This is a genomic window from Streptomyces sp. NPDC102514, assembly GCF_055584525.1.
In genome coordinates this window covers 23,495-40,639 of sequence record NZ_JBVJLW010000005.1, presented here as the reverse complement: position 1 = coordinate 40,639, position 17,145 = coordinate 23,495, and the positions used below count along the sequence as shown (strand labels likewise).

At 71.5% G+C, this 17,145-nt stretch carries 12 protein-coding genes and 1 pseudogene; 9 read left to right on the top strand and 4 right to left on the bottom strand.

Translation table 11 applies throughout. From position 1 onward, the window contains the following. Positions 1-24: 24 nt before the first annotated feature. The 3 genes from ACZ60E_RS14655 (at position 25) to ACZ60E_RS14645 (ending at position 7,078) form a co-directional block, all read left to right on the top strand. Positions 25-1,752 carry an AMP-binding protein gene (locus tag ACZ60E_RS14655; RefSeq protein WP_469440546.1) on the top strand — a complete coding sequence of 576 codons (1,728 nt, stop codon included), beginning with the start codon at positions 25-27 and terminating at the stop codon, positions 1,750-1,752. Continuing rightward, positions 1,749-3,437: an AMP-binding protein gene (locus ACZ60E_RS14650; RefSeq protein ID WP_469440543.1), complete on the top strand. Its 1,689-nt coding sequence runs from the start codon at positions 1,749-1,751 to the stop codon at positions 3,435-3,437. Before ACZ60E_RS14655 ends, ACZ60E_RS14650 begins: the two co-directional genes overlap by 4 nt. 572 nt (positions 3,438-4,009) lie before the next feature. Continuing rightward, positions 4,010-7,078 carry an NACHT domain-containing protein gene (locus ACZ60E_RS14645; RefSeq protein ID WP_469440541.1) on the top strand — a complete coding sequence of 1,023 codons (3,069 nt, stop codon included), beginning with the start codon at positions 4,010-4,012 and terminating at the stop codon, positions 7,076-7,078. A 59-nt stretch (positions 7,079-7,137) separates the two neighbouring features. On the opposite strand, the gene ACZ60E_RS14640 is transcribed toward ACZ60E_RS14645, so the two are convergent. Further along, complete coding sequence (locus ACZ60E_RS14640) at positions 7,138-7,665, bottom strand: GNAT family N-acetyltransferase (protein WP_469440538.1); 528 nt, start codon at positions 7,663-7,665, stop codon at positions 7,138-7,140. 38 nt (positions 7,666-7,703) lie between these two features. Beyond that, positions 7,704-8,099, bottom strand: a pseudogene (locus ACZ60E_RS14635) (hypothetical protein); the annotation flags it as partial. A 1,432-nt stretch (positions 8,100-9,531) separates the two neighbouring features. Between ACZ60E_RS14635 and gcl the strand changes: the two are divergent. Then, a complete protein-coding gene (gcl, locus tag ACZ60E_RS14630; protein ID WP_469440536.1) occupies positions 9,532-11,316 on the top strand; it encodes a glyoxylate carboligase in 1,785 nt (594 codons plus the stop codon). A gap of 865 nt (positions 11,317-12,181) precedes the next feature. Here the strand turns inward: gcl and ACZ60E_RS14625 are convergent. Further along, on the bottom strand, positions 12,182-13,096 hold the full coding sequence (locus ACZ60E_RS14625) for a 2-hydroxy-3-oxopropionate reductase (RefSeq protein WP_384815885.1): 915 nt from the start codon (positions 13,094-13,096) through the stop codon (positions 12,182-12,184). A gap of 116 nt (positions 13,097-13,212) precedes the next feature. Further along, on the bottom strand, positions 13,213-14,079 hold the full coding sequence (locus tag ACZ60E_RS14620) for a TIM barrel protein (RefSeq protein WP_469440534.1): 867 nt from the start codon (positions 14,077-14,079) through the stop codon (positions 13,213-13,215). Between the two features lie 277 nt (positions 14,080-14,356). Here ACZ60E_RS14620 and ACZ60E_RS14615 point away from each other — a divergent pair, with 277 nt between their 5' ends. From ACZ60E_RS14615 to pucL, 5 genes are all read left to right on the top strand, one after another. Continuing rightward, the gene (locus ACZ60E_RS14615) at positions 14,357-14,608 is read left to right on the top strand and encodes a YkoF family thiamine-binding protein (protein WP_469440533.1); all 252 of its coding nucleotides are present in this window, start codon (positions 14,357-14,359) and stop codon (positions 14,606-14,608) included. 53 nt (positions 14,609-14,661) lie between these two features. Continuing rightward, positions 14,662-14,973, top strand: a complete 312-nt coding sequence (locus tag ACZ60E_RS14610; protein ID WP_199854727.1) for a helix-turn-helix domain-containing protein — start codon at positions 14,662-14,664, stop codon at positions 14,971-14,973. A gap of 174 nt (positions 14,974-15,147) precedes the next feature. Further along, positions 15,148-15,669, top strand: a complete 522-nt coding sequence (gene uraD / locus ACZ60E_RS14605) for a 2-oxo-4-hydroxy-4-carboxy-5-ureidoimidazoline decarboxylase (RefSeq protein WP_384815876.1) — start codon at positions 15,148-15,150, stop codon at positions 15,667-15,669. After that, positions 15,666-16,130 (top strand): hydroxyisourate hydrolase, encoded by a 465-nt coding sequence (locus tag ACZ60E_RS14600; RefSeq protein WP_384815874.1) that lies wholly within the window; start codon positions 15,666-15,668, stop codon positions 16,128-16,130. Before uraD ends, ACZ60E_RS14600 begins: the two co-directional genes overlap by 4 nt. Before the next feature lie 5 nt (positions 16,131-16,135). Beyond that, complete coding sequence (gene pucL / locus ACZ60E_RS14595) at positions 16,136-17,083, top strand: factor-independent urate hydroxylase (RefSeq protein ID WP_469440529.1); 948 nt, start codon at positions 16,136-16,138, stop codon at positions 17,081-17,083. The last annotated feature ends 62 nt before the right edge of the window (positions 17,084-17,145 follow it).

The following is a 17,145-nucleotide window of genomic DNA, read 5'->3' as shown; positions in this document are numbered from 1 at the left end:
ATGGTCCGGGACCGAGGAGGACAGATGACGACGCCGCCGACGACGCCGGCCCACTCCACGCCCACGGAGAGCTTCCGTGCGGCGCGGGACTTCCTGCTGGCGCACCGCGAGGACTACGGCACGGCCTACGAGGGGTTCTCCTGGCCCCGTCCGGAGTACTTCAACTGGGCGCTCGACTGGTTCGACGTCATCGCGGCCGGCAACCACCGGACCGCGCTGCACATCGTCGAGGAGGACGGCTGCGAGATCGAGCTGTCCTTCGCCGAGCTGTCCATGCGCTCCGACCGGGCCGCGGAATGGCTGCGCGGGCTGGGTGTCCGTGCCGGGGACCGCATCCTGGTCATGCTCGGCAACCAGGCCGAGCTGTGGGAGACCGCGCTGGCCGCGATGAAACTGCGCGCCGTGGTCATCCCCGCCACCCCCCTGCTGGGCCCGGCCGACCTGCGCGACCGTGTCGAACGGGGCCGGGTCCGGCACGTCGTCGCGCGCGCCGAGGACACGGCCAAGTTCGACGAGGTGCCCGGCGACTACACCCGTATCGCGGTGTCGGCGACAGGGGCGGCGGGTGCCGGCGGCGGTGGGCGCGCGGGCTGGCACGCCTACGAGGAGGTCCAGGAGCGCGCCTTCGGGCCCTTCACGCCGGACGGCCCCACCCGGGCCGACGACCCGCTGATGCTCTACTTCACCTCCGGCACCACCGCCCGCCCCAAACTCGTCGAGCACACCCATGTCTCGTACCCGGTCGGCCACCTCGCGACCATGTACTGGATCGGCCTCAAGCCCGGTGACGTGCATCTGAACATCGCCTCGCCCGGCTGGGCCAAGCACGCCTGGTCGAACCTCTTCGCCCCCTGGAACGCGGAGGCGACCGTCTTCATCTACAACTACACGCGCTTCGACGCGGGCCGGCTGATGGCGGAGATCGAGCGGGTCGGGGTGACGACGTTCTGCGCGCCGCCCACCGTGTGGCGCATGCTCATCCAGGCCGACCTGAGCCGGCTGCGTACGCCCCCGCGCGAGGTCGTCGCCGCCGGTGAACCGCTCAACCCCGAGGTCATCGAGCAGGTGCGCAGGGCCTGGGGCGTCACGATCAGGGACGGCTTCGGTCAGACCGAGACGGCCGTCCAGGTGTCCAACAGCCCCGGTCAGCAGCTGAAGACGGGGTCGATGGGGCGGCCGAGCCCCGGCTACCGCGTCGAACTGCTCGACCCGGTGACGGGCGCCCCGGGCGCGGCGGAGGGCGAGATCGCGCTCGACCTGTCCGCGCGGCCCGTGGGTGTGATGACCGGCTACCACGGCGACCCCGACCGCACGGCCGAGGCGATGGCGGACGGCTACTACCGCACCGGTGACATCGGCTCGCGCGACGCCGACGGCTACATCACGTACGTGGGCCGCAGCGACGACGTCTTCAAGGCCAGCGACTACAAGATCAGCCCCTTCGAGCTGGAGAGCGCGCTCCTGGAGCACGAGGCCGTCGCCGAGGCCGCCGTCGTGCCGGCGCCGGACGACCTGCGGCTCGCGGTCCCGAAGGCGTACATCGTGCCGGCGGAGGGCTGGGAGCCGGGCCCCGACACCGCGAAGGTCCTCTTCGAGCACTCGCGCACGGCCCTCGCGCCGTACAAGCGCATCCGCAGGCTGGAGTTCGGCGAGCTGCCCAAGACCGTCTCCGGGAAGATCCGGCGCATCGAGCTGCGCGAGGCCACGGCGGCGGGTTCCGAGGCCGAGTACCGCGAGGAGGACTTCCGATGACCGACCCGATGAGCGCTCCGACGACCGGCTTGACGACCGGCCCGACGAGCGATCCGGTGACCGAACGGACGCGCACCGACCTGTCGTACGCGCACGGGGTGAGCGGCACCGGCCTGCTCGGGGACACGATCGGGGCCGACCTCGACCGGGCGGTGAGCCGTTGGCCGGACCGTGAGGTGCTCGTCGACCTGCCCTCGGGACGGCGCTGGACGTACGCCCGCTTCGCCGCGGACGTCGACCGGTTGGCGTGCGCGCTGCTCGCGAGCGGCATCGCCAAGGGCGACCGGGTGGGCATCTGGGCGGTCAACTGCCCCGAGTGGATGCTCGTCCAGTACGCCACCGCCCGCATCGGCGCGGTCATGGTGAACATCAACCCCGCGTACCGCACCCACGAGGTCGAGTACGTCCTCAAGCAGGCCGGCATCTCACTGCTGTTCGCCTCACTCAGCCACAAGACGAGCGACTACCGGGCGATGGTCGGCCAAGTGCGCGGCGCGTGCCCGGAGTTGAGGGAGACCGTGTACGTCGGCGACGCGACCTGGGACGCGCTGCTCGACCGTGCCACCCCGGAACTGCACGAGCGACTTCCGCTGCTGGCAGCCGAGTTGTCCTGCGACGACCCGATCAACATCCAGTACACCTCGGGCACGACCGGGTTCCCCAAGGGAGCGACCCTCTCCCACCACAACATCCTCAACAACGGCTATTTCGTAGGTGAGTCGATCGCCTACACCGAGCGGGACCGCATCTGCGTACCGGTGCCGTTCTACCACTGCTTCGGCATGGTCATGGGCAACCTCGCGGCCACCTCGCACGGCGCCTGCATCGTCATTCCGGCGCCCTCCTTCGAGCCCGCGGCGACGCTCCGGGCGGTGCAGGAGGAGTACTGCACGTCGCTGTACGGCGTACCGACGATGTTCATCGCGGAGCTGAACCTGCCGGAGTTCGCGGAGTACGACCTCTCCTCCCTGCGGACCGGCATCATGGCGGGCTCGCCCTGTCCGGTCGAGGTCATGAAACGGGTGGTCTCCGAGATGCACATGGCCGAGGTGTCCATCTGTTACGGCATGACCGAGACCTCGCCCGTGTCCCTCCAGACGCGCCGCGACGACGACCTGGAGCACCGCACCGGCACGGTCGGGCGCGTCCTGCCGCACATCGAGGTCAAGGTGGTCGACCCGGCGACCGGGGTGACGCTGCCGCGTGGCTCCGCGGGCGAGCTGTGCACCCGGGGCTACAGCGTGATGCTCGGCTACTGGGACGAGCCCGAGAAGACGGCCGAGGCCGTGGACGCGGGGCGGTGGATGCACACCGGGGACCTGGCGGTGATGCTCGACGACGGCTACGTACAGATCGTCGGCCGGATCAAGGACATGATCATCCGGGGCGGCGAGAACATCTACCCGCGCGAGATCGAGGAGTTCCTGTACGCGCACCCGAAGATCGCCGACGTACAGGTGGTCGGGGTGGCGCACGAGCGGTACGGCGAGGAGGTACTGGCCTGCGTCATCCCACGCGACCCCGAGGACCCGCCGACCCTGGCGGAACTGCGCACCTTCTGCGAGAACCGCCTGGCCCACTACAAGGCCCCCACCCGCCTGCGCATCATGAACACCTTCCCGATGACGGTCTCGGGAAAGGTCCGCAAGATCGAACTCCGGGAGCAGCACGCCCCTGAGGACTAGCCCCGCAAGGGCCACGAGGAACGGCGCAACAACCACGACGCTCCTGCAGGTTCAAGCGCACGGAACCCCTCACCCCGCAAGGGCCACGAGGAACGGCGCGAGCAACCACGACGCTCCTGCAGGTTCAAGCGCACGGAACCCCCCACCCCGCAAGGGCCACGAGGAACGACGCAACCAACCACGACGCTCCCGCAGGTTCAAGCGCACGCAGCCCCTCACCCCTTGAGGGGCGCGGGGAACGGTGCGAGCAACCACGACGCTCCCGCAGGTAAAAACGCACGGTACCCCCCACCCCCCCAAGGGGCGCGAGGAACAGCGCGACCAGCCACAGCGAACCCGCACCCGCAACGCTCGCGAGAGCACCACGCACAGGCCCATGCCTGACGCGTATGCCCCTGACCCCTGCACCGGACGGCGCAACGCACTACTACCCGCCCCCCTATCACCCCTACGCGCTCACTCACACGTGTCTCGAACAGCCAGTTCGCCGCCGCGATGACGACTAGAACGGGTCACTCCGGCGGTCGCGCGACCGCGACGTTCGACGGGGGAGCGGTGGGAGAGCGGTGGGGATGCAAGTCGGACTGCACAGCGCGCAGGCGCGCAGACGCATGTGGTTCGCCGTGTGCGCGGTGGCACTCGCGGCACTGGCCGCGATCCTGCGCTTCTGGTGGCAGGACTCCGCCACCGCCGGCGTCCTGCTGACGGCGCTCGGCGCCTTCATGTCGGTCGCGGCACTGATGGCCGACGTACTGCGCGGCGACGCCACCCCGCGCCCCGACGGCGACGGCGCACACCGGCGCCGGGCCGTCGAGGCGCTGGCGGAGGCCGTACGGGAACAGTGGGCCGCCGAGGCACGGCTGCGGCGCCTCCAGGACCCCGCGCCGCTGGAGGTCGAGTGGTCGCTCGCGGACCGCCGCCTCGCCGACCATCCGTACAACATCCCGCCCGGCCCGGTGCTGCCCCGCCCACGCGCGGCCGGCGGCACCCCGGGCAGCGTGGATCCGGCCGTCCAGGATCCGGCCGTCCAGGATCCGGCCGCCCCGGAGCCGGTCACCGCGCCGCCGGACCGGCGCGTCGTGGTCCTGGGTGAGCCCGGATCGGGCAAGAGCGTGCTGGCCATGCGGTACGTCCTCGACCGCCTCGCGACCCGGCAGGAGGGCGGCCCGGTCCCGGTGATCTTCCCGCTCGCCTCGTGGGACCCCCTGCGCGCCCCGCTGCGCGACTGGCTCACAGCCCGGCTCGCCGCCGACTACCGGCCGCTGGCCGCCCAGGCGGACGACCGGCGCACCCTGGCACGCGTCCTGGTCGACACGGGCCTGGTGGCCCCGGTCCTCGACGGCTTCGACGAACTGCCCCGCCCCGCCCGCGCGACCGCCGTACGCCGGATCAACGCCGAACTCGACCCGGGCACCCCGCTGTTGCTGACCAGCCGCGGTGACGCCTGGGCCGCCGCGGTGCACGAGGGCGACGTACTCACCGGGGCCGAGGTGGTGGAACTGCGGCCCCTGGACCTCGTACGGGCCGGGGCGCATCTGGAGCGCTCGGCGCGGCCGTTGGGTGTGACGGCGGACGGCGTTCCGCACACCGTGTGGACGCCGGTGCTGCGGAAGCTGGCGGAGCGGCCCGGCCTGCCGCTGGCCGAGGTGCTCACCACACCGCTGATGGTCGCCCTGGCCCGCACGGTCTACGGCGACACCTCCCGCGACCCCGCACCCCTGCTCGACCCCCGGCGCTTTCCCACGGTGGCGGCGGTGGAGGGGCACCTCCTGGAGGCGTTCGTACCCGCGGCGTTCGCGGACGCCGGGCCGACGGCCGCCGGCGAGGCCACCCGGCGGCTCACCGTGCTGGCCCGGGGGCTGCACCGCCGTGGCACGGGCCGGCTGGCCTGGTGGGAGCTGGAGTCGCTGGTCCCGCGGACCCTCGCGCTGTACGCGCCGGGCCTGCTGGCCCTCGCCGTGCTGTCCTTATTCCTGCTGCCGGTCACCCTGGCCCGCGCGGTCGACGATCTGGCCGGTCTTGAGGACGTGCTGTCCCTGGTCGCCCTGCTCGTCGGCCAGACCCTGGGGTTCGCGTTCGGGCTCCGGTACCTGCTCCCGTCCGGGCGGCGGGGACGACGGGGGACACAGGAGCCGGACCGGGGTTTCCGGCGGCGGCAGGCGCTCATCACCATCGGGGTGAGCGCGCTGATGTGGGCGGGGTACGCGTACTTCGACGATCTGCGCTTCGGGTTCCGCTTCGGCGGCGTCACCGACGGCTGGATGCCGGATCTGCTCGGCGGATTCCTGTTCTCGCAGTTGTTCACCCTGTTCCTCGGCATCGCGGGACTCACCCGCCGCCCGACCCCGCTCGGCCTGCCCTGGAGCGGGGTCATGAGCCGGGCGGCGGCCCGGCTGGGCGGGGCCGCGCTGGCGGCGGCCGGAACCGCCACGGCGGGCGTGGCCCTGCTGGGCCGGGAGGGCAACCCGTGGACCGTACTGCTCGGCACCACCTGCGCGGGGGCGGGTACCGCCCTGATGGCGAGCGGAACGAGCCGAGGGGGCGGCCAGGACGGGGCGCACACCCCGCGTGCCGGACGGATCGCCCGCCGGTTCGTGACGGGCGCGGTCCGGGGCACCGCCGCGGCGATGCTGATCGGGGTCGCCTCCTGCACGGCGGGCGGGTTCGCGGCGGTCGGCGTGACCGCGCTCAAGTCCCGTACTGCGGTAGACCTGAAGGACCGGGAGATCGACGGCTGGTACTTCTCCGAACGGGCGGGAGTGCGCAGCGCCGTCACCGAACGGACCCTGCGGGGCGGGCTGCTGCTGCCCGGGGACGGAGCGCGCCCGGTGGCCTTCGCCGGGACGACCCGGCCGCCGAACTGCACGATGCCCCTGCTGCCCCGGCGCCGGTGCGTGGACTTCGTGTCACGGCGGACGGTCTTCGAATCACGGCACGGTGCCGTGGTCGTCCTCATCACCCCGGGCGCCGGCCCCCGCACGACGGCGGTCCATCCGACGAACCTGCGGTCGGTCCTGCCCGGCGCGGGCCGGGACTGGCTGACCCAGGGGCCCGCGGCGGGCGTGGTGACCCGCGACCTGCCCCCGGTCCTGGTCGCGGGCCTGCTGATCGGTGTGGTGGGCGGCTGTGTGTGCGGGGTCTACCGCGCGCTGAGCGTGCCGTCGGACCTGATGCGCGCGGCGAGCCCCGGCCTCTCGCTGCGCACCGACCGGACCGCGTCCCTGACCCGGGGCGGGATGGTGGCCCTGCTCGTGGCCCTGGTCTGCGTGCCCGTCGTGGCGACGCCCGGCGACTGGGGCGGACTGGTGCACCTGGGTACGCAACTGTGGCTGCCGCTGGGCACGGCGGCGCTGGCGTTGAGCGCCTGGGGCCGTTTCCTCGTCGCGCGCAGCTGGCTGGCGGCGACCGGCCAACTGCCGTGGCGGCTGATGGCGTTCCTGGACGAGGCACACCAACGGGGCGTGCTGCGCCAGTCGGGGGCGGGGTTCGAGTTCCGCCACCTGAGGCTCCAGGCACAGCTCGCCACCGGCCCGACGGCGAACGTGGTGGCGGCCCGGTCCCCGGGATCCGGGAGTGTCCCGGACGCGCCCGACACCCCGGACATGGACGAGGGCTTCGACATCCACCACCACACGCCCTAGGGCGTGCCTGACGCCGCCCGGCCGCCCTCCGGGCGACGACGGGAATGGTCAGACAGGCCCTAGACGTGCCGCCCGGGCTGCTCCATCGGCAGATACATGCACACCCGGGGGCGGCGGTCGAGGCCCTGCTCGGCCTCCACGGCGAGGACTCTCCGCAGTCCCGGCGTGAGGTCGGCCTCCGGCAGGACACGGAAGCCGAGCCGCTGGTAGTAGGGCGCGTTCCAGGGGACCTCGGAGAAGGTCGTGAGCGTGAGTCCGGTCAGCCCCTGCTCCAGCGCACGCTCGGCGGCGTACGCGATCAGGGTCCGGCCCACGCCCTGGTGCGCGGCGTCCGGGTGGACGGAGACCTGCTCGATGTGGAAGGCGCCGTCCAGGGGCTCACCGATCAGGTACGCGACGAGCCTGCCCGTGGCGTCCTCGGCGACCCAGGCGTGGCCCGCCTTGCGGAAACGCTCCAGGACGTCGAGCGCGAACGGCTCGTCGTCGGCGATCTCCGGCATGCCGAAGATACGGAAGGGCTCGCCCGCGGCACGTTCGATGTCCTGGAGCAGCGGGAGGTCGGCGGAAGTGGCCGCTCTGACGGTCATGGGGTCAAGTATGCGACGGCTTCGCCGAGTTGGTGGGATCACGCGCCGGTCGCGACGAGGTCGTCGGCGAGGCTGTTCGCCGGCTGCGGGGTACCGGTGAGGTCCAGTACGAACAGGGGGACGCCCAGTGAGTCGGCGCGGGCGCGGGCGTCCTTCTCGTAACCGGCCAGTGAGAAGTAGACGCAGCCGGACGACTCCGTCATCGCCGTCAGCCACAGGCACTCCACGTCCCGCAGGGAGGCCGGGCGCACGGTCGGGTCGACCAGGGCGACCATCCCGCGGGCCGCGAGCCCTATGCCGGAGGGTGGCCGCTGGTCGGCCCGCCGTATGTCCCGGTACCCGAGCCAGCGCAGATACAGCGCGGCGGCGGTCACGGCGTCCCGGGCCGTACGTATGGTCACCGGCTGGAACGCGGGGCGGGGCGCGGGTTCGGCACGGGGGAGGGGGAGCGACACGGCAGCGGGCAGCCGCTGCGCCCGTGACCGCGGCCTCGCCCCCGGCCGGCGGCCTGCCCCTCCGGCGGCGGCTTCCGGGGGTACGGCGCTGTCGGGGCCCTGCCCGCCATCGCCTCCGTCGCCGCCACCCTCGTCACCCGGGCTGCCCGGGTCGACGGGGCCGTCCGAGCCGGCTGTGCGGTCCGGGGCGGCCGGGCGGTCCGAGCGGACGGGGCTGTCCGAGCCGATCGGGCTGTCGGGGTCGACGGAACTGTCCGGGGCAGCCTGGCGGTCTGCGCCGCACGCGCCGACAGGGCTGCTCGGGCCGTCCGGGCTGACAGAGCTGTTCGGGGAGTCCGGGCCGATGCGGTTGTGCGAGCGGTTGGGGCGTCCTGGGCGGTCTGCGCTGTCCGCGCCGACAGGGCTGTTCGGGGCGTCCGAGCCGGTAGAACCGTGCGAGCGGATAGGACTGTCGTGGCCGACGGAGCTGTCCGGGTCGGCCAGGCGGTCTGTGCCGGCTGGACCCGCCGGGCCGTCCGGGCCGTCCGAGCCGGCTGGACCCGCCGGGCCGTCCGGGCCGTCCGGACCCACCAAGCCGTCCGCCCCCTCGGCGCCGGAGGCGCGTGCCTCGTCGGCGCCTCGCGGACGCGCATCGGTCCCGTCGCGCCCTGTCCCAGCCCGCCCTGTCCCGGCCCGCCCGGTCCCGTAGCGCCCGCTCTCGGCGCGCCCAGTCTCAGCGAGGCCGGTCTCCGTGAAGCCCGGCTCGGTGAGGCCGGATTCCGCGCGCCCGGTGTCAGCGAGGCCCGTTTCCGCGCAGCCCGGCTCCGTGAGGCCCGCCGCATCGGGATCGGTGTAGGCGCGGCCCGGCGCGTCGGGGGCGATGTGGGCGGGGCCCGTGCCGTCCGGCCCCGCCCCGGCGACCGGTACCCGCAGCACCGTCCCGCACGGGCAGCCGAGTTCCGGACGGGGCCACTGGTCCGCGCGGCCGCAGGTTCCGCAGGGGATCGTCACCCAGCCCTCGTCCCAGGTGTGGTGGGTGATGGACTCGGGGGCCGCCCGCGAGTCCAGCGCGGGAGTGACCGGCGCACCGCACGCGCACGGGTACGTCGGCGCCGCATAGACATGCTCGCGCCGACAGGCCGGACACGTCACCGGCACGCTCTCGGCCATGACTCTCTCCAGAACACGTGACACCGAACCACAGGGGAGCTGCACCTCCATCGTCCTCCGGAACCCTGTCCTCCGGCAGGGAATCGATCGGACGCCCCATGATTCGCCGCGCACGCGGCCCCGTCGCGCGCCCTTGACGCCCTCCGGCCGCCCACCTACATTGCTTCCAGATAGTAGAAGTTACTTTCCGCAATACGGAATTTGAAGCTCTCCGCGGGGCGCGACGGGAGCCCGAATCCGGCAGCCGAAGCAGGAGTACGCAATGGCCCGTATGACCGCTGCCCGCGCGGCAGTCGAAATCCTCAAGCGCGAGGGCGTCACCGACGCGTTCGGTGTCCCGGGCGCGGCGATCAACCCCTTCTACGCGGCGCTCAAGGCCGCCGGCGGCATCGGCCACACCCTGGCCCGCCATGTCGAGGGCGCCTCCCACATGGCGGAGGGCTACACCCGTACCGCGCCCGGGAACATCGGCGTCTGCATCGGGACGTCAGGACCGGCCGGCACGGACATGATCACCGGTCTGTACTCCGCGACCGGCGACTCCATCCCGATCCTGTGCATCACGGGCCAGGCCCCGACCGCCGTGATCCACAAGGAGGACTTCCAGGCCGTCGACATCGCGTCGATCGCCAAGCCGGTCGCCAAGATGGCGGTCACCGTGCTGGAGGCGGCCCAGGTCCCGGGCGTCTTCCAGCAGGCCTTCCATCTGATGCGCTCGGCCCGTCCGGGCCCGGTCCTCATCGACCTGCCCATCGACGTCCAGCTCACCGAGATCGAGTTCGACCCGGAGACGTACGAGCCGCTGCCGGTCTACAAGCCCGCCGCGACCCGTGCCCAGGTCGAGAAGGCGATCGCGCTGCTGAACGAGTCCGAGCGGCCGCTGATCGTCGCGGGCGGCGGGATCATCAACGCCGATGCCTCCGAACTCCTCGTCGAGTTCGCCGAGTTGACCGGCGTCCCGGTCGTTCCCACCCTCATGGGCTGGGGCATCCTCCCCGACGACCACGGCCTGAACGCCGGCATGGTCGGCCTCCAGACCTCGCACCGCTACGGCAACGCGACCTTCCTGGAGTCCGACTTCGTCCTCGGCATCGGCAACCGCTGGGCCAACCGCCACACCGGCAAGCTCGACGTCTACACGGCCGGACGGAAGTTCGTGCACGTCGACATCGAGCCCACCCAGATCGGCAAGATCTTCGCCCCGGACTTCGGCATCGCGTCCGACGCGAAAGCCGCGCTGGAGCTGTTCGTGGCGGTGGCACGGGAGTTGAAGACCGAGGGCAAGCTGCCGGACCGGTCCGGGTGGGCCACGGCCGCCCAGGAGAAGAAGGCGTCCCTCCAGCGGCGTACGCACTTCGACGACATCCCCATCAAGCCGCAGCGCGTCTACGAGGAGATGAACAAGGCCTTCGGCCCGGAGACGCGGTACGTCACCACCATCGGCCTCTCCCAGATCGCCGGCGCGCAGATGCTGCACGTCTACCGGCCCCGGCACTGGATCAACTGCGGTCAGGCCGGCCCCCTCGGCTGGACCGTCCCCGCCGCGCTCGGCGTCGCCAAGGCCGACCCCGGCGCGCAGGTGGTCGCGCTCTCCGGCGACTACGACTTCCAGTTCATGATCGAGGAACTGGCCGTCGGGGCCCAGCACCGCATCCCGTACGTCCATGTGCTCGTGAACAACGCCTACTTGGGCCTCATTCGGCAGGCCCAGCGCGGCTTCGACATCGACTTCCAGGTCAACCTGGAGTTCGAGAACATCAACTCGCCCGAGCTGGGCGTGTACGGGGTCGACCACGTCAAGGTCGTCGAGGGGCTCGGCTGCAAGGCGATCCGGGTGACCGACCCGGGCGAGCTGGGCGCCGCCTTCGAGCAGGCGAAGAAGCTGGCCGCCGAGTTCCAGGTGCCGGTGGTCGTCGAGGCGATCCTGGAGCGTGTCACCAACATCTCGATGTCGACGACCAACGACATCAGCAACGTCGTGGAGTTCGAGGAGATCGCGACCGAGCCGGGCCACGCGCCCACGTCCATCAGGGCCCTGAAGGTCTGAACCCTGACCTGAAGGTCCGACCCACCCCGAGACAAGCCCACCCCGAGACAAGCCCACCCGGACAAGCCGAGGCCCCGTCCTGAGTCGTCAGGACGGGGCCTCGCGCCGTGTCCGGTCCCGGCCGCCCCCGCCGCGACCCGAGCCGAACCCGGCGCCCCCGTGCTTTCCCTTGTGTCCCGCCTCGCGCTACTCCCCGAGTGGTGCGTCGGGTGGTGCGTCGCGCGGTGCGACCGTCACCGCGGCAGGTGGCCCGCTTCGCGACAGCGCCGCGAACGGCTCGTGCCGACACCTCGACCGGCTGCCCATGCGTCCCACCCCCGTTCCACGACCAGCCCGCGGTGTACTCCTCAAGGGGGCCCGCCGCCCCCGTGCCGGCGGGCCCCATGTGCTGAGAATGTGCCCAACAGCACGGTGAGTTGAAGCCTCGCGGGTCATGTTCAGAGGTTGATTTGAGGGTTCCGTAGCGGCCGTACGCCCACCGCTGTACGCCCCCCGGCGTACGGACGACGAAGAGCGCCGAGTACGGGACTCTCCGTACTCGGCGCTCTTCGTCGTCGGTTCTCGGCCGGGACCGCGGCGGTGCGACGGTTCCGAACGCTTCCCTTCCCTCATGTCGAGAAGGGAGCCCCGGGACCTTCACCACCGCACTGGCGTGCGCACCGCCGCGGCCCTCGCCCTGCCCGCTCGTTCCGTGGACTACCCCTCATCCGGGTCCACGGTCCTCGCGGGCGGTGCGCCCACGGGCTGACCTCCCGTCAGACCCTGGGCGCAGCTGTGGAGTTGTTGGTACCGGGCGGCGCCGCCGCTTGGGCGCGACAGGACAGGTGTCAGCGCCGGCGCCGCCCGGGTCTGTGGGGGCGGGCGGTCAGACCTTCGCGCCGGAGAGGCGCTCGACCGCGCGCAGCAGCGCGGAGTGGTCCAGGCCGCCGTCGCCCTGGGTGCGCAGGGACGCGACGAGCTGGGCGACCACCGCGCCGACGGGCAGCGCGGCACCGACGTTGCGGGCGGCGTCCGTGACGATGCCCATGTCCTTGTGGTGGAGGTCGATGCGGAACCCCGGCTTGAAGTCGCGGTTCAGGAAGTTGTCCTTCTTGCGGGTCAGTACGGTCGAGCCGGCGAGGCCGCCGTTCAGGACGTCCAGGGCCGCCTTCAGGTCGACGCCCGACTTCTCCAGGAAGACCACGGCCTCGGCGCACGCCTGGATGTTCACGGCGACGATCAGCTGGTTCGCGGCCTTCACGGTCTGGCCGGAGCCGTGCGGACCGCACAGCACGATGGTCTTCCCCAGCGCTTCGAAGATCGGCTCGGCCTGGTCGAAGTCGGCCTGCTCGCCGCCGACCATGATGGACAGCACGGCCTCGACCGCGCCCGCCTCGCCGCCGGACACCGGGGCGTCCAGGGCCCGGATGCCCTTTGCCTGCGCCGCCTCGGCCAGGTCCACGGAGGTCTGCGGGGTGATGGAGGACATGTCGATCAGGAGGGCGCCGGACCGCGCGTTCTCCAGGATGCCGTCGGGCCCGTACGCGATGGCCTCGACCTGGGGGGAGGCCGGCACCATCGTGATCACGACGTCGGCGTCCCGTACGGCCTCGGCTATCGACCCGGCCGCGGTGCCGCCCGCGGCGGTCAGCCGGTCCAGCTTGTCCTGCTCCAGGGTGAACCCGGTGACGTCGTAGCCGGCCTTGATCAGGTTCTCCGACATGGGGGAGCCCATGATGCCGAGGCCGATCCAGGCGATCGTCGGACGGGACGCGTGGGAACTGTCGGCAAGTTTGCTCATGGTGAGGATGCCTCTCTGACTGCTGACTGCTGACTGCTGACTGCTGACTGCTGACTGCTGTGCTGCGTCAACTGCTGTGCTGGACCAACTGCGCTGCTATGACTGGGAGGTGCCGCTCATCGCGCGGTGCGTGCGGCGCGGGCCCCGCGGGGGAGCCAGTCGAAGGAGTCGGCGCTCGGCAGGTCGCCCGGCTTGTACTCCAGGCCGACCCACCCCTCGTAACCCTGCTTGCGCAGCAGGCCGAGGAGGTCGGCCAGCGGGAGCGAGCCCGTGCCGGGTGCGCCGCGGCCCGGGTTGTCGGCGATCTGGACATGGCCGGTCCTGGCGGCGTACCGCTCGATCACCGACGGCAGGTCCTCGCCGTTCATGGACAGGTGGTAGAGGTCCATCAGGAAGCGGGCGTTGCCGAGTCCCGTCGCCTCGTTCACCCTGTCGACGACGGCGATCCCGGCCTCGGCGCTCACCAGCGGATAGAGCGGCGACTCCGGCTTGTTGAGCGTCTCGATCAGCAGGACCGCGCCGACGCGGTCGGCCGCGCGGGCCGCCAGTACGAGGTTCTCCAGGGCGAGTTCGTCCTGCTCGGCGGGGTCGACGCCCTCGACGCGGTTGCCGTACAGGGCGTTGAGGGCCGTGCAGCCCAGTGAGCGGGCGAAGTCCGCGGCCACGTCGATGTTCGCGCGGAACCGCTCGGACTCCTCGCCGGGGATCGACAGTGCGCCCCGGTCCGGTCCGGGCAGCTGCCCGGCGTAGAAGTTGAGGCCGGTGAGCTGTACGCCCGCGTCCTCGATGGCCTTCTTCAGAGCGTCGAGTTCCGCGCGGTCGGGGGTGGGGGTGTCGGTCCAGGGCCACCAGAGCTCGACCGCGGTGAAGCCCGCCGCCGCGGCGGCCGCGGGGCGTTCCAGGAGCGGCAGCTCGGTGAAGAGGATCGACAGGTTGACGTTGAAGCGCTGCTCTGCGGCTGCATCCATCGAGAAACCGGGCATAGGGGTCGGCGCTCCCTTCCGTGGCGAGTAGGTCCGTATGGCCGGGCCCGTATCGGCAGTTCCGTATTGCGGAAGTTCTTTTCTGCTTGATGGAAAGGCTGCCTTCGTGGGGGAACCTTGTCAAGAGGGGGCGGCGGGAAAAGCGGGCGTGTCCCTGGTCGGGTCCGGGTCCCGTTCGGCAGCCGGGAGGGGGGTTCCGGGTGGGCTAGGGTCGCCTTCTGGTCGGCCGGGCCTGGGCCGTCGCAGACACGGACCTGAGTGATGCCATGGGGGCACAGTGCGATTGCGAGTGGAGTTCACCACCGAACCCTTCGACCTCGACGAGGCGCCGCCGCACGCGCTGGTCGCCCGCGAGGTCATCGAGGCGGCCGAACTGGACTCGGTCGACGTCGGCCCGTTCGGCAACACCGCCGAGGGCGGGGCGGATTCGGTGCTCGCCGCGGTCGACGCGCTGCTGCGCAAGGCCCTGGACGCGGGTGCCACCCGGGTCTCGCTGCAGCTCAACGTGATCGGGGAGGAGGGTCGGTGACCCGGTCCGCGGACGACCCCTTCGTGTCGGCCGTCAAGCCGCTGGTCGACGCCATGGGTGCCGAGATGCTGCCCGCCGACCAGGCGGGACCCGACGACGTGGTGCTCTCCTGGGAGGGCGTCGACGTCGTGGCCGTCCGCCTGCCGCAGCTCGCCGACTCGCTGGACCACATCCTGGCCGCCCTGGAGCGCAAGCGCGGCAAGCCGCTGGCCGAACTGGACCGCAAGGCCAAGCAGGAGGTCGTACGCATCCTTGAGGCGCGCGGAGCCTTCTCCGTACGGCACGGCGTGGAGACCGTGGCGGGCGCGCTCGGCGTCTCGCGGTTCACCGTCTACAACTACCTGAACCGCGAGAAGGACGCCTGAGCGGGACGTCTGGGCAGAGGGCCTGAGCTGGGAGAACGGTGGCCGGTCCGGGATCGGGGCGCCCGGGTGGCGGACGTCTTCGTTACCTGGATTTTTCAACAAAGTGTTGACGTGGTGTTTCCGAGGGCGTTAGCTGACCGCAGCCCGTCCAGCACAAGGCCACGGAGGCTTCCCGTGACTTCGAGTACGACGACACCCGGCGGCCTCGCCCGGTTCAACACCCTGGAGGAACCCGCGGCCCGCGCCGCCCTCCACGAGCTGTGCGCCTCGACGGCCTGGGCGCACAGCCTGCTCACCGGCCGCCCGTACGCCACCGGCGACGACCTCTTCGCACGGAGCGACGCAGCCATGGCCGACCTGACCGACGCCGACCTGGCGGAGGCGATGGCCGGCCACCCGCCGATCGGCCGCCCGAAGCCGGGCGACCCGACCTCCTCCCGCGAACAGCGCGGCATGGCCGGCGCCTCCGACGCACTCAAGGCGGAGATGCTCGAACTGAACCTGGCGTACCAGGAGAGGTTCGGCCATGTCTTCCTGATCTGCGCGACCGGCCTCACCGGCGAACAGATGCGTGACGCGCTCAAGGAGCGCAGCGGCAACACGCCCGCACAGGAGCGCGAGATCGTGCGCACCGAACTGGGCAGGATCAACCGCATCCGGCTCGCCCCACTCGTCGAAGAGGACGCCCCCGCATGACCACCGAGACCACCGCTTCCGTCGCCGCCGTCGCTTCCGTGTCCACGCACATCCTGGACACCAGCGTCGGCCGCCCCGCCGCGGAAGTCGCCGTCCTGCTCGCGGCCCGTGCCGGCCGTGACGCGCAGTGGCGGGCGCTCGGCGGCTCCGCGACCGACGCGGACGGCCGGTGCAAGGACCTGCCGGCCCTGCCGGAGGGCACCACACACGTACGGCTCGACTTCGCCGTCGAGGCGTACTTCGAGAAGAACCCTGAGAACAACCCCGAGAGCAAGCCCGAGAACAAGCCCGTGAAGAACCAGGCCGAGGCGCAGCAGGACGCCCCCGCGAACCGGGACAGCGGTGCCGCACCGGTGTTCTTCCCCGAGGTGGCGATCACGTTCGCCGTCAGCCCGGGGGAGCACTATCACGTACCGCTGCTGCTCAACCCGTTCGGCTACTCCGTTTACCGAGGGAGCTAGCAGACATGACCACCCAGCCCCGTTCCGCCCGTCCGGCTGTCCTGGCGCAGAACCAGTACGGCAAGGCCGAGAACCGCGTCGTCCGGATCACCCGGGACGGCGCCACCCACCACATCAAGGACCTGAACGTCTCCGTCGCCCTCAGCGGTGACATGGAGGAGGTCCACTACTCGGGCTCCAACGCGAACGTCCTGCCGACGGACACCACCAAGAACACGGTGTACGTCTTCGCCAAGGAGCACGGCATCGAGTCCGCCGAGCAGTTCGGCATCCACCTCGCCCGGCACTTCGTGACCTCGCAGGAGCCGATCCGCACCGCCCGGATCCGTATAGAGGAGTACTCCTGGGAGCGGATCGGCACCCCGGAGGCGGACTCGTCGGCCGCCGGCGCCGAGGAGGGCGGGCACTCCTTCGCCCGCAAGGGCCAGGAGACCCGGGTCACGCAGATCACGTACGACGGCTCCTCGTGGGAGGTCGTCTCCGGCCTCAAGGACCTGGTCGTCCTGAACTCGACGAACTCCGAATTCTGGGGTTACGTCAAGGACAAGTACACGACGCTGAAAGAGGCGTACGACCGCATCCTCGCCACCGAGGTCTCCGGGCGCTGGCGGTTCAACTGGACCGACGACGAGCAGCCGATGCCCGACTGGGAGGAGTCCTACGCACAGGTGCGCGGGCACATGCTCCAGGCCTTCGCGCAGACGTACTCCCTGTCGCTGCAGCAGACCCTGTACCAGATGGGCGCGCGGATCATAGAGAACCGCGACGAGATCGACGAGGTCCGCTTCTCGCTGCCGAACAAGCACCACTTCCTCGTCGACCTGGAGCCGTTCGGCCTCAAGAACGACAACGAGGTGTACTTCGCCGCCGACCGGCCGTACGGCCTGATCGAGGCGACCATCCTGCGGGACGGCTGCGAGGCACTCATCCCGGTGGACCTCAGCAACCTCTGACGCACCCGCCTCCGTCAGCAACTCCCCCTGACGGAAACCCTTTTCGGCACGGCAGAAGGACG